Genomic DNA, 16106 nt, shown 5'->3' with positions numbered 1-16106 from the left:
GTTGCGTTCAGACATAGCAATAGCAATTCGTGCCCTCTCCCCTTCCCCTGTTCCAAATTGGGAGAGGGGTGCCGACAGGCGGGGTGAGGGAAGTACTATCTTTGACTGCAACTTAGTATGACATAGTAATTAAACAGTCTGAGATGTAAATAATAAATTTGTTATCAAAAATTTTCATACTATTAAGTAGTATTGCGGTTACTGTAAACGAAAAAGAAACTTTAATCTGAGAAAGGGAAAACTTAACGCTGTCTGTTGCTCAACATTTAAAATCACGGCATCAAGCGTATAAATAGTTTTCTCTAATTTTGGGCTGAGACTAAATATTCATGACCGACCTTAATAACTGAAATTTATTGGTAATATAAAGGCTAAGCTATTATGGCTGAGTTTATAGAAAAGGAATTAGAAAAGCGACTGAGTTTATATCAAGTATTCCTCAAGTTGTATGAACACCATAGTAGTTTTTTAGATGAAATTCTCCATCTGGAAAATGTATCTCAACCTTTGTTTTCAGGGTTACAACAGTTTTATCTACAGGGTGTAGTGGATGGTTCTGTTGTTTATGCGATCACTAATTTGTGCGAGGGCAAGACGCAAACTTTGATTCAGCCACAGCGAATTTGGACAATAGGTCGCGATCGCAGCTGTGGCATTTACATTTCCGATCAGCATGTATCTCGCCGCCACGCAGCGATTCAATATATTGATGATATTGACGAGCCTGGTTTTTATTTGATTGACTTCACTAGCAAGAATGGCACTTATGTGAATAGCGAACCTGCTTATCGACCGATCAAATTGCAAGATGGCGATCGCATCCGGTTAGGTAGTATGACTTTCTCCTTCTTCATGAATATTACCGCTCCTCAAGTCTTGCCGACAGTGGCAGTTGAGTTACTAATGCAACTGGTACCACGCAAGGGTAGTAATGAAGTGCAGATCACCAGTAGTTCTTTTGATAGAAAAAAGTCTCTGTCTGAGAACCTGGATAATACGGTACAAGTTTTTAGAGACGTAAAATTAATTGATAGTGAAGAAGCCGGAATCTGGCTAAGCAAACAGCGGCAGTCAGAAATTTTAGACGATTTTTTCCGCAGACAAATACCCAGTCATAGTTAGTGGTTAGTGGTTGTTGGTTAGTAGTTATAAACAACCACCAAACAATGTAGAGACGTGCCATGGCACGTCTCTACAACTACTAACTACTAACCAGATACCAACATTATTCTTCCTCTGTATAATCTTCGTCTTCCTCTTCGTCTTCGCTTGTCTTCCTGACAGAATTAGCAGAAACAACAGCTCCTTTTTCTAGTTTTTCCCGCACCAACTGCTTAATTTGTTCAGCAAATTCCGTTTTTTCTTCTAAGTACTTAATCGCATTATCTCGTCCTTGGGAGATATTGTCGCCATTGTAGCTGTACCATGCTCCCTTGCGATTTAATACGCCAGTTTCTTCTGCTAAATCTACAAGGCAACCTAAAGTAGAAATACCCCTACCAAAAATAATGTCAAATTCGGCAATTCTAAAAGGTGGTGCGACTTTATTTTTAGCAACTTTGACTTTGACGCGATTACCAAATTCCTCTGAGCCTTTTTTCAAGGTTTGAATCCGGCGAATATCCAAGCGTACGGAAGCATAATATTTTAGGGCATTACCACCAGTCGTGGTTTCTGGGTTGCCGTAGCTGATACCAATTTTTTGCCGTAATTGGTTGAGGAAAATTACTGTGCAGCCAGATTTACCAATATTACCAGTGATTTTACGTAAGGCTTGGCTCATCAATCTTGCTTGCAGACCAACGTGGGCATCGCCCATATCACCTTCGATTTCTGCACGGGGAACTAGCGCTGCTACCGAGTCAATGACTACAATGTCTACGGCAGCTGAGCGAACGAGCTGATCGACAATTTCTAATGCTGCTTCCCCTGTATCAGGTTGGGAAATTAGCAGGTTTTCTGTATCCACACCCAAAGCCGCAGCATAAGCCGGGTCAAGGGCGTGTTCTGCATCTACGTAGGCAGCAATTCCGCCATTTTTTTGCACTTCTGCAACAGCGTGTAGCGCTAAAGTCGTTTTACCAGAACTTTCTGGACCATAAATCTCAATCACCCGCCCTTTGGGTAAACCACCACCCAATGCCAAATCCAAAGTCAGCGCCCCACTGGAAATGGTCTCTACCCGCATCCGGGTGGCATCGCCCAAGCGCATGATTGTTCCTTTGCCAAAAGTACGCTCAATCTGGTTTAGTACCATGTTGAGCGCTTTTTGCTTGCCAGCGTTATCAGTGTTAACTGCCATTCCTACCTCTATATATATATTGATTTAGAGAGTGTTGCTTGGGAAGATTTAGTAGAACAGATATACTATTTTGACATTTTCCTGCGGCTAATCGCTACATAGTCTAGCGCGGGTATGCCAATATTGCTAGGACAGGGGATTGGAGATTGGGAATTAAATTTTGTATTGTCTATCTTGGTTATTATGCAGCATGTAGTAGCGATGCGCTTGCTCAAACGCTAGTACAAGCATATTTTTACGTTTATTTACAGAACTTTGTTGATTCTCGCCTAGCTACTTAGCCTACAAGTATAATGACTGCTGATTTTACTGACTTTTTGATTCCTGATACAGCTGTTAGCGTCAGTGGTTTGACTGACTACATCCGCTTGCTATTAGAGCAGGATGAACAACTGCGACAAATTTGGGTGATAGGAGAAGTTTCTAGCGCCAACCATCACCGTAGCGGCTTATTTTTTACACTGCAAGATCCAGATGGGGGAGCAGCTATTAAGTGTGTGGTGTGGAATGGTCAATTGCCCAAATTGATGCAAATGCCAACGGTGGGTGAGCAGTTAATTGTTTTAGGCAGTATTAGACTATACCCCGCGCGAGGAGAATACCAGCTTTCTGTTTGGCAAGCTTTACCCGCTGGTGTCGGTTTGCAGGCGCTGCGCTACCAACAGTTACGAAATCGACTAGAGGCGGAGGGTTTATTCGATCCACAAAGAAAGCGATCGCTTCCACTTCATCCCCAAACTATTGCTGTTGTCACTTCACCTACCGCCGCCGCTTGGGGTGATATTCAAAAAACTCTCAAGCAAAGATACCCTGGTTTACGTATTTTATTTTCTCCCGCGATAGTACAGGGTGAGCAAGCACCAGAGTCTATAGTCAAAGCAATTCAACGGGTAGAACGAGATGGACGTGCTGAAGTGCTAATACTTTCGCGGGGAGGTGGTGCAGTTGAGGAATTAGCTTGCTTTAATGATGAACGGGTGGTGCGAGCAGTTGCTAATTGTTCTATACCCGTAATTACTGGGATTGGGCATCACAGGGATGAGTCTCTAGTAGATTTAGTTGCGGATGAGAGCGTGCATACTCCCACTGCTGCTGCTGAGCGGGTTGTTCCCGCACTTGCCGATCTATACAATTTACATTGGCAGCGAGTTGTCGGACTACAACAAGTAGTGCATCGAGAGTTGGACAGTGCAGAAAATCAACTGCAAGGACTGCGAGAACGTTTGCAGCGTTTGCGGTTGGATAAGCAATTACAGCAACAGATGCAGGCGTTAACTTGGAGGCGTCAGCAACTGATGCAAGTAACAACTAGTAAATTTCAGCAAGCAACTCAGCACTTAGAGATGTTGCGACAAAAGTTGGTAACTCTTAACCCCAAAGCAGTATTGCAGCGCGGTTATGCGGTGGTCAGACAAGAAAATGGGATAATTGTTCGCAATGCCACTGAGGTAGCTATAGGACAGGAATTGTTGATTCAGTTGGGCCAGGGTGAGGTTATAGTAAAAGTTACGGAAACAAGAGAGTCAAAAGTTTAAACCGCCATAGACGCCGAGGAAGCCAAGATTTGAATGGTTAAACGTAACAGTTCCTCTAATTCTAAATCAATAGAAGTTTGGAATTATGAGGCGAAAGTTGCTGAAATTGAAAATATTATCGCCCGCATTGAGGCAGGTGAGTTGGAATTGGCAGAGGTTTTTGAGCAATTCGCCAAAGCTGTTGAGTATTTGCGTGAGTGTGAAAATTTTTTACAACAGCGACAGCAGCAAGTAGATTTGTTGATTGAGACTTTGAATGATGAGTAATAGGTAGGCGATCGCTAGTTCAAAACTCCTAAGGGCTGAGTGGAGCTTAACTAAATTTTAAGAATTTTTTAACTGTATTGATACCGAACATACTGATCCCCAAGCAAAGATCGTAGAGGGAAACTTTCCTCAGAGCAATATTTCTGCTTGAAGTAAAACTTTTCCCTCTAATATCCGTGTAATACTTTGTGAAGGAGTGAGGTAGTATGCTTTGTGACAGATGTCTGCGTCAACAAGTTTGTCCGCCTGCAATATTTGCAAAAAATGACTCGCAGGTGCATAAAATGCTCAAACGTTTGAAAAGATGTGAGATGCGTGTAGTCAAGTAAAATTTATGTGCAGGGCGATCGCCTCACTTTTGGTTACGATCTGGTAGTTTCACAGAGGCGCAAACCAGCGATATTCTCGCAAGAAAAGGTCTGTCTACCCTCGAATCTGCGGTGGATTAACTCTACTATCTGCCCTGCCCTATTGCCAAGATTCCATTGACACAAGCAGCCATCGTCTTGAGGATTTCTAGACAAAGGAATAAAGCCCTTCTTTTGCCAAACTTCTGCCGCTGCGTATATATCATCAACACGAATGGCAACGTGATGAACGGCATTGTCACCGTATTTTTTTAACAAGCGATCTAAATTGTCATTTGGTGCGTGAGGCGCAGCCAGCGCGAGAATCACACCTGATGGCATTAAGACTGAGAGAAAGTACATCCACAAGTCTTCAGGTAAAATTTTTTGGTCGGTGCAAAAGTTTTCAGGGAATGTCCCCAGCCCTTCTGTGATTTTAGCTCCATAGTTGACCAAAATATTGGCGTAGTCGATCAGTGTGTCTGGATCGGGGAAAAGCAGCACATAATGATCTACAACTACTGCTTCGCCAAATAAGGTTATGACAGCAGATGAGTTTAAGAATTCAGGAGTCTTGCACTCTTGCTTATAGAAAAGCAGTCCGTTCGTTTCTATAAAAGGCGATCGCTTTGTTTTTAAGAAGTTGGTTGTGTTGTCGCCTATTGCAGAGTTTGTTAAAGGATGATCTTTCATAATCATGCTCTCCCCCTTTATGGAAATTCCTATATGCCAAAGAAATTCCCACAAGCAAGAATTACTTATTTATCAAAAGTATAAAATTTAACTAAAAAACAAAACGACGTTTTGGAGAACCAATCCCGAGGAAGGTTTTTAAGACAAGTTTCCAGTTACCGGAAGTCTATGATTAAATTATAGCAATGCATATTTGGCGTTTTTTGTCAAACGTGAATTCCTGATTCAACTTCGTGCCTTAGTGTCTTGGTGGTTAAAGAAAATTTATTTTTTCACCACAAAGGCACCAAGACACAAAGAAAATTTAAAGGGCTAATCCATAGACTTACCTTGCTTACTTTGGTAACGCCACTATCTCATGCAAAGCTTGCAACAGTTGCCCAATCTCAGCCAGCGTGTTGTAATGTACAAGTCCAATCCGCAATAGACCGCCACTAGCTTCGACTCCTAACCTCTCAGTGAGATTGATCGCATAGAAATTGCCATGCCAGGTAAAAATACCGCGATCGCCCAATGCCTTAGCAATGCTGTGAGGAGTATGTCCAGCAATTGTGATTGCAACAGTTGGTGTCCGCCAAGCAAAGCGTTCTGGGTTAGTAATACCATATAGAGTTAAGCCAGGAATCTCTAAAAGACCAGAAATCAACTGTTTGCTCAGTTCTTTTTCGTATTGTTGGATGGCTGTCATTGCGGTTACTATCGCAGCACGCCGACTCCGATAAGAGGCTGAATGACTGGGAGGACACCGGAATTCTTCCCATTTTCCCGTGTCAGCTTCTAGGAGAGAAGAAAGCAACTCACTTTCAACTGAGGGTGAGACATGGCAACCGAGTTTTGCTAAATAGTTAATCGCCGCCACCATCCCCGCCAAGCCTTCGTGGTTCTGCGTGCCAGTTTCCCAGCGGGATGGTACTTCGTCTGAGGCAGGTCGCACTTTGTAAGGACTCAGACGTGCTAAATGTTCGCGCTTGCCATAGAGAATACCGACATGAGGACCGAAAAATTTGTATGCTGAACAGGTGAGAAAGTCGCAGTCTAGCGATCGCACATTTATTGGGGCGTGGGGTGCATAGTGGACTGCATCGACAAATACTAAAGCACCAACTGCATGGGCAAGACGCACTATCGCAGCTACGTCATTAATCGTACCCACAGCATTGGAAGCATACCCAATTGCCACCAAGTGCGTGCGCTGATTAATCTGCCGTTCCAAGTCGCTCAAGTCCAGCGTGCAGTCTTCCGTATTAATATCGACAAAGCGGATGATTGCGCCTCGTTCGGCTAACGCACACCAGGGGGAAACATTCGCATCATGATCGAGCCGCGTCACAATAATTTCATCGCCTGGCTGGAGTTCGCGACCAATGGCTCGACTCAAGGCGAAAGTGAGTGTGGTCATGTTAGCACCGAAGACCACCTCACCAGCGTCACACCCCAGAAAATCGGCCATTGCTACACGAGCAGAGTCAATCAACGCATCTGTGCGCGCACTTGTGGCAAAATACCCGTGGGCATTGGCATTTGACCTGACCAGATAATCGGCGATCGCATCTATTACCGATCCAGGCACTTGGGTGCCTCCTGGCCCATCAAAGAAAATTACGGGTTGATCGTTAATTTCTTGCGTAAGCGCAGGAAACTGGGCAAGTATCCATTTAATATCAAGAGGCACCTTCATGGTCAGCAGACTCCTGGCTTTTAGACTAGTGCAATCAGGCAGTGATGCTGGAGGCTGCAAAGCTTATTTACTAGGCTTTTGAGCTTCATTTTTGCCGCGTTGCGCTAGTTATATCTTAACCGTTCGTACTAAGTTGCAGTCAAAGATAGTACTTCCCTCACCCCGCCTGTCGGCACCCCTCTCCCAAATCGGGAGAGGAGAGGGTAATAATTGTTATATCTGAATGCAACTTGGTATCAGTTCTTGACACAGCCAGGGACTATACATCGTAAATTCGACACTCATCTGCCCCTGGGTTTTCCTGACAGTAGGTTTCCAGATAAGTTTTGGTTTTGATTGCCTGGTGGCGGTGACATTTTTCGGCTTGCAACTCTTCAACAATATCCCACGCTACAGCACACGCACTAGAGTTACTGCCATTAGTTTGACAAGTTTCACGCGCTTCTGTGATAGCTTCAGTAATGGCTTGTTCGAGTTTTGTAGCCACATTTTGTTCGGTCAAAGTTTTCATCTGCAATGTTGAGATATATGGAACTCACACCTTCAATTTAGATAGGTGCTACATCAATATACAGTGGGATAAACCGTAATTTCTGTATGCTAATTACCAGGTACGTACTTATATAGACAAGCGATCGCACCTAAATCATGGCATTAAACAAACATTTTGATGTCTAAGTACAAAATTTCAATATAAATCTCAAGCCTCAGTCCAACCACCTGTAATGGAACTAGAAGTATTGCTGCAAAATCGCCGCACGATTCGCGCTATTGGTTTTGATGATGCCCCTTTTATTCGCCGTTCTGGTCATCCAGTTGGAGTGGCAGGGGTTGTCTGTGCAAATACTCGGTTTGAAGGGATGGTTTGGGGCGAGATACAGCCAGATGGCTGGGATGCTACAGACATTCTTTGTCAGTTACTCCTTGGTGGCAAATTTCTACCACAGTTGCATGTAGTGCTACTCGATGGCATTTCTCTGGGGGGGTTTAATGTAATTAACTTACCGTTGCTAACACAGCGATTAGAGCGTCCTTGTATTGCTGTAATGCGACGCCAACCAGATTTGAGTGCCATTGAGTACGCTATGCAAAGGCTGCCGCAACCGGAACGACGATTAGAAATTTTACGCCAAGCTGGCCCTATCTACGAGTATCCACCTTTTTACTTTCAGGTTTGCGGTGCCGATCCCAAGGTAAGCGCTCAAGTACTTAAGCGTCTGACAGACTGCGGGCATGTCCCGGAGGCGCTGCGCCTTGCCCACCTGATTGCAGCTGCGGTTGTCAAAGGGGAGAGTGGGCGACAGGCTTGAATAAAGGCAGAAGATAGCCAAATTCGTAGGGTGCGTTACTTTACTAACGCACCCTACTAGCTACTGGTGTAATCGGACTAATTTGGTGAATTATGATTTCTTGTGGGATGGGCGTCTCGCCCGTCCGATGAAAATGCCTGCACCACAAAAAATTTTTTGCTATATTTTAGCCTGGTCTCACCACTACGAATAAATTTTAATTAAAAAACTCATATGCAAGAAATAAGCATTGCTACCCATCGTCCTCGATAGCGGGCATCCTGGGTTAGTTTCCGTATTTTTGCTATATCAGTGTCTGTAGCGAGAGTAAAATCCACTGGTGCGCCAGCTTCAGTGATATTCTTTTCTTCCCACTCTTTTTCCAAATCATCGTGATGGGAAATTGCTGCAATCGTCTCCAGCCAACGCACCGGACGCTCCTTAGCATTCCAGTATCCCGCGATTTGAGCAGCAAGTAAAGCATGGGCGCGATGGTAAATTACTTCCCAACCCTTCTGGTGTTGATTCACAATCATGAATCAGTCTCGATCCTTCATGTAATATGAGTTTGCTTCCCGATATTGCAAAAGTGAGGATACCTCATTCATCTGCCAACAGCACGAAAATACAGTGCCATTATGAATAAATTGACGTTGAAAAATTGGATTTTCATTAATCAGCGACTAACACCTTATTGGTTTTTGCTGCCTGCTTTAGTTATCCTGGTACTAACCGTCTTTTGGCCTGCCCTGCAAGCCTTCTATCTCAGCTTTAGCCGCTACGAATACGATCTAACTCAAACACCACAATGGATTGGTTTTGATAATTTCCGGCGCTTGTGGGCCGATCCTGTGTTTTGGCAAACCTTGGGAAACACCTTGCTGTATCTTGTAGGTGTAGTACCGATTTTAGTAATTGCCCCCTTAGCCCTAGCAATTTTAGTAAATCAGAAACTGCGGGGAATGCATTGGTTTCGGGCTGCATATTACACCCCAGTAGTAATTTCAATGGTAGTAGCAGGAATTGCTTGGAGATGGTTGTATGCAGAAAACGGCTTACTCAACCAGTTACTCAAAGGTATTTTTCCAGAAGGAATTCCCTGGCTTACCAGTCCCAAGTTTGCATTGTTCAGCGTCATGGCTGTCACCGTTTGGAAAGGATTGGGCTACTACATGGTGATTTATCTGGCTGGGTTGCAATCAATACCAGATGATGTGTATGAAGCAGCAGCTATTGATGGTTCTGACGGTGTCCGCAAACACTGGGATATTACCGTACCCTTGATGAAACCTTATTTAGCTTTGGTGGCAGTTATTTCCGCCATTTCCGCAACAAAAGTATTTGAAGAAGTGTATATTATGACTCAGGGCGGGCCGCGCAATAGCTCGAAAACAATAGTTTATTATCTGTACGAGCAAGCATTTAATAACTTGGAAATTAGCTATGCTTGTACAATTGGGCTGGTGTTATTTTTGATAATTTTAAGCTTGTCAATTTTGCGGCTATCAGTAAATAGTGTTAGTCAATAGTCATTGGTCATTGGTTAGTGGTTAGTGGTTAGTGGTTAGTGGTTAGTGGTTAGTGGTTAGTAGTTAGTGGTTAGTAGTTAGTTGTTAGTGGTTGTTAACTATGCCCAATGCCCACTCTCCCACTCCCCTTCATTCGGGTCTTAGGTCGTTAGATATTTCCACAATACCCCTAGTTCCATCAATCCGTACTTTCTGACCATCTTGTAAAATCCAAGTCGCATTATGTACATCCATGACCGCAGGAATACCGTATTCGCGAGCTAAGATCGCTCCGTGAGAAAGCCTGCCACCAGCTTCAGAAATCAATCCTCCGGCTCTAACCAACATGGGTGCCCAACCAGAATCTGTATAAGGCACTACTAAGATTGTATCTCTGTTAATCTCTGGTATTGCTTGTAAATTTCGCATCACCTTTACTCTGCCTGCGGCTTGTCCGGGACTGGCGGGAATGCCCTGCAACATGCGATCGGGAGAGAGAGGAGTTATTCGAGCAGGTAAGGCGGGAGGAGTGTTACCGTAAACTAAAAGCGGTACTGGATTGAGCTGACTGTGTTCTGCAAGTAGCGATCGCCTTAATCTCACGATCTCCGGTAACTGCTCGATCAACTCCGGTTCTGTTCCCTCAACCAAGCGTCGCACTTCCTCAAATTCCAGAAAAAAGATATCTCCAACTTCTGTGAGTAAGCCATCTTTTAACCAAATTTGTTCGAGTGCCACAAATGACCAACGCAAGTGAGCCAATAACTTAGAATAAACCTCCGTAACTCGCCCTTTGAGATCCACACGTCCTTGCACGAAACCTTTTTTTCTCTTTTCTGGGCTTGTTTGCAGTCTTGGCTGTTCATCTCCCTGCATGAACTGCACAAACAACTGCTTTACAGCTTGGGGTTCTTCCTTCCAAGTGGGAACGGCAATATCAGTTCCTACCTCGCTTAAATAACCGTAGTGTTGCAGCAACTTGTCATACTCGGCCAGAATTTCTTGCCCTGATTCAGAACGTGCCATGTCCTCAAACACCGTATCCTGATCAAACTGCGGGAATTCCTGTTTGGCTTTGGCGGCTAAATCGTGGAGCGATCGCAATGCTGCAACTTCTGGTGTGAGACTGTTATCAAGTTTCCCGTCTTTAACTTTAAATATTGCTTGACGCACCGCCGCACTCAATGGAGCCAAAATACTGTAATAAGTGGCATGGTGCAGTAAATCTAGAATGTAGTTAATTCTCGTCAACAGCCCTGGCGGTTCCAATTCTTCCGCTGATTCTAAAGACAACTGAGATAAGCCAGGCGCAAAAAGTCTGCGGTAATCTCGCTTAAAATCTCTCTCTAACCATAACTCCCGCATTAGCAACCGCAGCAGTCCGGGTAAGCTTTCCAATGTGGAATTCAACGGGGGCTTACTCAATTTCGCTCCTCTAGTTAAAAACTCCAGACTTTCTGGTGGTAATCCCATGCGGCGGAAAATTTGTCCTAAGAGAGTAGCATTAAAATAGGCATGAGAATAATGTAGTGTCGCCGTTTCATTAAAATCTAATCCTAAGGAGCGTTGACCTAGCACCAGAGCAAAAAGCGCTCCCCACACACCACAGGTTAAGGGACGATTAATTGACCAAGTTAAGGGGCGAATTAGGCCGGGAATCACTTCTGCGGCTATTTTGCGCGTCCAAATCGGTAGCAGGGTACTAATTGGGCGGGTTTGCAGTACCCAAAGTGTTTGTCCATCGTAACTCCACTCGATATCTTGGGGAACACCGTAGTAACGGTCTTCTAAACGTCGAGCTAAGTATGCTACTTGTTTGATTAATGCTGGTGGTACCCGTCCTTGACCCTCTAGTTGAATCAGCGCTAAATTTTCCGTATCGACAACAAAAGCGCGATATTGTTCTGGTGTGACGCGTCCAGAAACAACTTGAGCAGCGCTTCCTGGCAAAGCCTCAATCACTACTGCATCTTGTTCTTGAGTCATGGGATCGCGGCTGAACGCCACGCCAGAATAAACGCTTTGAATTTGTTGTTGAACCAGCACCGCCATTGCTGTGTCTCTGACGTTGCGATCGCGGCGGTACTGCACTGCTAGGGGCTGATTATAGGAAGCCTGAACTTGGGCGATCGCGTTTTGCAAACCTTCTTTGGTGGTGACGTTTAAAACTGTTTCGTACTGTCCAGCCCCGGAAGCTTGTTCTGAGTCTTCGCCAATGGCGGAAGAACGCACCACTAAAGGACATAAATCTGATGGTTTGAGAAAGTCAATTAATGCTTCGGGATCTTCATAGGGAGTAAGTACCCATCCCTTGGGGACTGGATAACCCCATCGCTTAATTTGAGATAATCTGGCTGCTTTGTATCCGACTAAATTAGCATCTAATTCATCATCGAGAGAAAGAATTCCTTGATCGCCCCGCAAAAATTGCAATACTGATTGTGACTCTGGTTGCGCCTCTTGGACTGGGAGATCCAAATCATCAGGCATTTGTTTGTAAATCCAACCCAATAATGCCGCAAGTGCCACAGCAGCAACGATCAAGAATGCATTGTCTAGGTGCAAAATTCCCAAAATCATTGGAAATATAAACAAGACTACATATTTTGCCAACAGGCGATCGCGAAAAATCGTAAAACTAATACTGGCGACTAAAAATACAAATCCAGCTGCAAGGGGATCGTGTACCATAAATCCCCAAACAACGTTCGTAGTGCCTGCTCCTCTACCCATCCAGTATCTACCCATGACTAGAGCAATCAGGGCTACCAATTCCCAAGCTGAACCATCTGGAAAGAAAATACGAGCAATCAGGACTGCGGCAATTCCCTTTGCAGCCTCCGATAATACCGCCAAAATTCCTGCAAATGTACCGCCATGATAGAAAGCGGCTGATACTCCAATGTTGCCAGTACCAATTTCCGCTAATTGCCGCCCCTTGAGAGCTTGAGTAATCCAGGCAATTAACGGTAATGCACCCAACAACGGGCAGACAATCAAAATAGTTAAGACACCCCAGAGTTCAAGCATGTTGGATTTCGGATTTTAGATACATCTTCAATCTAAAATCTCAAATCTCAAATTGTTAATAAATTTTAGGAGTTTTTATAAATACATTGAGAAAGTTTCTCTAATTTTCCACGTGCTGTTTGCAGTCATGGATTTTGGGGCGAGCAATTCAGAAGTCAACCACCCCACCCACACTCTTGATAGGGCTTGTCCCGGATTTCTCAAATAGCGAATCTTTATTCCTCAAACCAAATTTCTCAAACAAAGTTGAATAATATAGCTTGAGAATTTAGCAAGATGATTCCTAACGTCGTATGCTACGACATTTATGGCAATCAAGCAGAGGAACTCTATACCGATGAATTTGGTTGGGCTGATTTCCTGGCTGATGGAGGAACAGTTGCCATCTGGCTTGAGAATGAAGTGAGTTTATCAAGTTAAATCAAGTTCGTAAAAACCCGATCGCAAACTTGCACCACTAAAAACACTAAATAGCTACCCCAAGGAGTCAAGATTTCATAGCAAAATGCTTATAGTTGCACCAATGGCATCCCCGATCTTGGAAAATAGATAACACAATCAAAATTTATGCGCTACCGTCGATTCAGTTACCGTTACACTGGTGTTTTTTCCGGCATGACCGATCCTTCCCAGTCCAACGTTTGGGAAGGTCAACTTCAGTCGAGCTTTGCCTATCCCCAGTGGCAACCTGCTGCCGACCTCTACGAAACTCCCACCGCCCTGATTGTAAAAGCTGAAGTGGCAGGCATGGCAGAAGAAGATTTTGAGATTTCCCTCTACGAAAATGCCCTGGTGATTCAGGGTGTGCGTCCTTGGGAGAGTTTTGAAGGCGAGGGACTGTACCATGCTGTCAACATTCACTACGGTGCCTTTCGTCTGGAAGTGCCCCTACAGCAGCCGATTGAGCGCGATCGCATCCAAGCCCGTTACGACCGGGGTTTCTTATACGTCATCCTACCCAAAGCGGAGGTGTAATTATGAGCAATACTCCCATCAGTGTCGATCGGAGTCCCGAAACTAACGCCCAAAATATTCCTAAAATTCCCGATGCCCTGCCGGTGTTGCCCTTGATCAATACGGTTATTGTTCCCATGGCAGTGGCTCCCATTGTCGTCGGGCAAGAGCGATCGGTCAAGCTAGTAGACGAGGTCATGCGCACTAATCGGCTGGTGGCGCTGGTGGCTCAGCGTCATCTAGAGGCGCGCCCAGCTGGCCCAGATGATATTTACCGCGTTGGTACAGCAGCCATTATTCACCGACTGCTGCGTCTACCGGATGGTACCCTACAACTCGTTGTTCAGGGACTAGAACGAATTCGTATCCTGGACTTTCTGCAAACCGAACCCTTTTTGGTGGCACGGGTAGAAAAGTCCCCAGAGCAGGTGACGGTGGGCACAGAACTAGAAGCGCTGCGCCGGACTCTGGGGGAATTATTTAGCAAGCTGGTGCCTTTGACCGAAGATATTCCTAATGAGTTGGCAGCTGCCGGTGAACACATTGGCGACTCCCGCATGTTTGCCTATTTAGTTGCGGCGATGACACCGATGGAAACACCAGTGCGGCAGGAAATCCTGGAACTGGATGCAGTGGAAAATAAGCTCCAGCGGCTGATTGAGATTGTCCAACAGGAATTAGCTGTGCGGGAATTGCAGAAGCAAATTGCCTCTGACGCTCAGGAAAAAATTTCTAAAACCCAACGGGAATATATCCTCCGCGAACAATTAAAATCCATTCAGCGCGAACTGGGTGAAGAAAACGCAGAACAAGCAGAAGTTCAAGAGTTGCGAAAACAACTTGAAGCGGCTCAGTTACCCGAAGAAGCCCGCAAAGAAGCCTTTCGCGAATTGTCGCGCTTGGAACGGTTGCCTGCTATTTCACCAGAATACGGCATGATTCGCACTTATCTGGACTGGATGGTGAATCTGCCCTGGAACACAACGACTGGGGAGGCGATCGACCTAGGATATGCTCGCCAAGTGTTGGATGAAGATCATTATGACTTAGAACGGATTAAAGACCGGATTCTGGAATATCTAGCAGTTAAAAAACTCAAGAGCGATCGCGCCGCCGCTCTTGTAGAACAGAACTCTGCCCAGTCGTCTTCCCAGGAGAATTCTCAGAAGCCGCCAGAACCCCTGCTGGAAGATATTCGCCGCGAACCGATTTTGTGTTTTGTGGGGCCACCCGGCGTTGGCAAAACCTCTCTGGGACAGTCGATCGCCCGTGCCATGGGACGCAAGTTTGTGCGGATTAGTCTGGGTGGCATGAGCGATGAAGCGGAAATTCGCGGTCATCGCCGGACGTATATTGGTGCCTTACCGGGACGCTTAATTCAAGCCTTGCGTCGGGCAGAAACTGCCGATCCCGTCTTTATGCTCGATGAAGTGGACAAACTGGGCAGAAGTTTTCAGGGAGATCCGGCAGCAGCCCTTTTGGAAGTCCTCGATCCAGCCCAAAATCATACCTTTGTAGACACCTATTTGGGCGTACCCTTTGATTTGTCGAGGGTATTGTTCATCTGCACCGCTAACACAGTTGAAACCATTCCTTCTCCCTTACTGGATCGCATGGAGATTTTGAGCCTCTCTGGCTATACCGAAATGGAGAAACTGCACATTGCCCGTCGCTATCTGTTGCCCAAACAACTACGGGCCAATGGACTGAAGCCAGAAGAATTAACTATCACCGATGCGGCTTTACAAAGGATTATTCGGGAATATACTCGTGAGGCAGGGGTTCGCAGTTTAGAGCGGGAAATTGGCACCGTGGTGCGCAAAGTAGCCCGTCAAATTGCCGAAGGAGCGATCGCCTCCACGACGGTTGAAGCCGAGCAAATTCCAGATTACCTACGCCGCCCGCGGTTTCTCGATGAAGTGGTGGAAAGGATCGATCGCCCTGGAATTGCCACGGGTTTAGCCTGGACACCTGCTGGCGGAGATGTGTTATTTGTGGAAGCGACGATGATGCCTGGACGAGCCGAGCAGTTGGTGTTAACGGGAATGCTGGGCGATGTGATGCGGGAGTCTGCCCAAGCAGCCCTGTCCTATGTGCGTTCCAATGCGGACAAACTGGGAATCGATCCCAAAGTATTTGTGGGCAAGGTTGTGCATGTACATGTGCCGGCGGGTGCCACGCCCAAAGACGGGCCTTCTGCTGGAGTGACGATGATGACAGCGATCGCCTCCCTTGCTTCCGGTCGATTAGTACGCAATGATGTTGCCATGACCGGAGAAATTACGCTGCGGGGGAAAGTTCTGCCGGTGGGCGGTATTCGTGAAAAAGTGTTAGCCGCCTATCGGGCAGGCATTAAGACTGTGATTCTCCCCCAGCGGAACGAACCCGATCTTGAAGATGTACCAGAAGAAGTGCGCCATCAGCTCCAGTTTGTACCTGTGAGTGCGGCTGAGGAAGTTCTGACAACGGCTCTAACCCCTGCCAATTCTTGATGCTTAATTAT

At 45.6% G+C, this 16106-nt stretch carries 13 protein-coding genes and 1 pseudogene; 8 read left to right on the top strand and 6 right to left on the bottom strand.

Annotated features, from left to right (window positions below; all coding sequences use genetic code 11):
* Positions 1-381 precede the first annotated feature (381 nt).
* Positions 382-1122, top strand: coding sequence for an FHA domain-containing protein (locus HXY43_RS05680; protein WP_290881010.1), 741 nt, complete (start codon positions 382-384; stop codon positions 1120-1122).
* Between the two features lie 103 nt (positions 1123-1225).
* Here HXY43_RS05680 and recA read toward each other — a convergent pair whose 3' ends face one another.
* Positions 1226-2302 (bottom strand): recombinase RecA, encoded by a 1077-nt coding sequence (gene recA, locus HXY43_RS05675; protein ID WP_026735786.1) that lies wholly within the window; start codon positions 2300-2302, stop codon positions 1226-1228.
* Between the two features lie 293 nt (positions 2303-2595).
* Here recA and xseA point away from each other — a divergent pair, with 293 nt between their 5' ends.
* Positions 2596-3837 (top strand): exodeoxyribonuclease VII large subunit, encoded by a 1242-nt coding sequence (xseA, locus tag HXY43_RS05670; RefSeq protein WP_290881006.1) that lies wholly within the window; start codon positions 2596-2598, stop codon positions 3835-3837.
* Positions 3838-3870: 33 nt separating this feature from the next.
* Positions 3871-4104 carry an exodeoxyribonuclease VII small subunit gene (gene xseB, locus HXY43_RS05665; protein WP_026735784.1) on the top strand — a complete coding sequence of 78 codons (234 nt, stop codon included), beginning with the start codon at positions 3871-3873 and terminating at the stop codon, positions 4102-4104.
* A 362-nt stretch (positions 4105-4466) separates the two neighbouring features.
* Here xseB and HXY43_RS05660 read toward each other — a convergent pair whose 3' ends face one another.
* The 3 genes from HXY43_RS05660 to HXY43_RS05650 form a co-directional block, all read right to left on the bottom strand.
* Entirely contained in the window at positions 4467-5144 is a 678-nt protein-coding gene (locus HXY43_RS05660; RefSeq protein WP_290881003.1) for a VOC family protein, read from the bottom strand.
* 334 nt (positions 5145-5478) lie between these two features.
* Positions 5479-6822, bottom strand: a complete 1344-nt coding sequence (locus HXY43_RS05655; protein WP_290881000.1) for a cysteine desulfurase-like protein — start codon at positions 6820-6822, stop codon at positions 5479-5481.
* A gap of 259 nt (positions 6823-7081) precedes the next feature.
* A complete protein-coding gene (locus tag HXY43_RS05650) occupies positions 7082-7333 on the bottom strand; it encodes a Calvin cycle protein CP12 (RefSeq protein ID WP_026735781.1) in 252 nt (83 codons plus the stop codon).
* A gap of 214 nt (positions 7334-7547) precedes the next feature.
* Between HXY43_RS05650 and HXY43_RS05645 the strand changes: the two genes are divergently transcribed.
* The gene (locus HXY43_RS05645) at positions 7548-8132 is read left to right on the top strand and encodes a DUF99 family protein (protein WP_290880995.1); all 585 of its coding nucleotides are present in this window, start codon (positions 7548-7550) and stop codon (positions 8130-8132) included.
* Between the two features lie 218 nt (positions 8133-8350).
* On the opposite strand, the pseudogene HXY43_RS05640 reads toward HXY43_RS05645, so the two are convergent.
* Positions 8351-8647, bottom strand: a pseudogene (locus tag HXY43_RS05640) (DUF3891 family protein); the annotation flags it as partial.
* 102 nt (positions 8648-8749) lie between these two features.
* Between HXY43_RS05640 and HXY43_RS05635 the strand changes: the two are divergent.
* On the top strand, positions 8750-9640 hold the full coding sequence (locus tag HXY43_RS05635; RefSeq protein ID WP_290880992.1) for a carbohydrate ABC transporter permease: 891 nt from the start codon (positions 8750-8752) through the stop codon (positions 9638-9640).
* A 129-nt stretch (positions 9641-9769) separates the two neighbouring features.
* Here the strand turns inward: HXY43_RS05635 and HXY43_RS05630 are convergent, their stop codons facing one another.
* Positions 9770-12649, bottom strand: coding sequence for a glycerol-3-phosphate acyltransferase (locus HXY43_RS05630; protein ID WP_290880989.1), 2880 nt, complete (start codon positions 12647-12649; stop codon positions 9770-9772).
* 276 nt (positions 12650-12925) lie between these two features.
* Between HXY43_RS05630 and HXY43_RS05625 the strand changes: the two genes are divergently transcribed.
* From HXY43_RS05625 to lon, 3 genes are all read left to right on the top strand, one after another.
* Positions 12926-13069, top strand: coding sequence for a hypothetical protein (locus HXY43_RS05625; RefSeq protein WP_290880987.1), 144 nt, complete (start codon positions 12926-12928; stop codon positions 13067-13069).
* A gap of 147 nt (positions 13070-13216) precedes the next feature.
* A complete protein-coding gene (locus HXY43_RS05620; protein ID WP_290880984.1) occupies positions 13217-13624 on the top strand; it encodes an Hsp20/alpha crystallin family protein in 408 nt (135 codons plus the stop codon).
* A 2-nt stretch (positions 13625-13626) separates the two neighbouring features.
* A complete protein-coding gene (gene lon / locus HXY43_RS05615; protein ID WP_290880981.1) occupies positions 13627-16095 on the top strand; it encodes an endopeptidase La in 2469 nt (822 codons plus the stop codon).
* Positions 16096-16106 lie beyond the last annotated feature (11 nt).

The organism is Fischerella sp. (genome assembly GCF_013388695.1).
Classification (GTDB): Bacteria; Cyanobacteriota; Cyanobacteriia; order Cyanobacteriales; family Nostocaceae; genus PCC9605.
Note: the sequence above shows the minus strand (reverse complement) of the source record. Positions and strands in the feature narration are given on the sequence as shown.

Excerpts from the sequence above, each read along its gene's own strand:
- HXY43_RS05680 (WP_290881010.1), top strand. The coding sequence starts at position 382 with ATGGCTGAGTTTATAGAAAAGGAATTAGAAAAGCGACTGAGTTTATAT.
- recA (WP_026735786.1), bottom strand. The coding sequence starts at position 2,302 with ATGGCAGTTAACACTGATAACGCTGGCAAGCAAAAAGCGCTCAACATG.
- xseA (WP_290881006.1), top strand. The coding sequence starts at position 2,596 with ATGACTGCTGATTTTACTGACTTTTTGATTCCTGATACAGCTGTTAGC.
- xseB (WP_026735784.1), top strand. The coding sequence starts at position 3,871 with ATGGTTAAACGTAACAGTTCCTCTAATTCTAAATCAATAGAAGTTTGG.
- HXY43_RS05660 (WP_290881003.1), bottom strand. The coding sequence starts at position 5,144 with ATGAAAGATCATCCTTTAACAAACTCTGCAATAGGCGACAACACAACC.
- HXY43_RS05655 (WP_290881000.1), bottom strand. The coding sequence starts at position 6,822 with ATGAAGGTGCCTCTTGATATTAAATGGATACTTGCCCAGTTTCCTGCG.
- HXY43_RS05650 (WP_026735781.1), bottom strand. The coding sequence starts at position 7,333 with ATGAAAACTTTGACCGAACAAAATGTGGCTACAAAACTCGAACAAGCC.
- HXY43_RS05645 (WP_290880995.1), top strand. The coding sequence starts at position 7,548 with ATGGAACTAGAAGTATTGCTGCAAAATCGCCGCACGATTCGCGCTATT.
- HXY43_RS05635 (WP_290880992.1), top strand. The coding sequence starts at position 8,750 with ATGAATAAATTGACGTTGAAAAATTGGATTTTCATTAATCAGCGACTA.
- HXY43_RS05630 (WP_290880989.1), bottom strand. The coding sequence starts at position 12,649 with ATGCTTGAACTCTGGGGTGTCTTAACTATTTTGATTGTCTGCCCGTTG.
- HXY43_RS05625 (WP_290880987.1), top strand. The coding sequence starts at position 12,926 with ATGATTCCTAACGTCGTATGCTACGACATTTATGGCAATCAAGCAGAG.
- HXY43_RS05620 (WP_290880984.1), top strand. The coding sequence starts at position 13,217 with ATGCGCTACCGTCGATTCAGTTACCGTTACACTGGTGTTTTTTCCGGC.
- lon (WP_290880981.1), top strand. The coding sequence starts at position 13,627 with ATGAGCAATACTCCCATCAGTGTCGATCGGAGTCCCGAAACTAACGCC.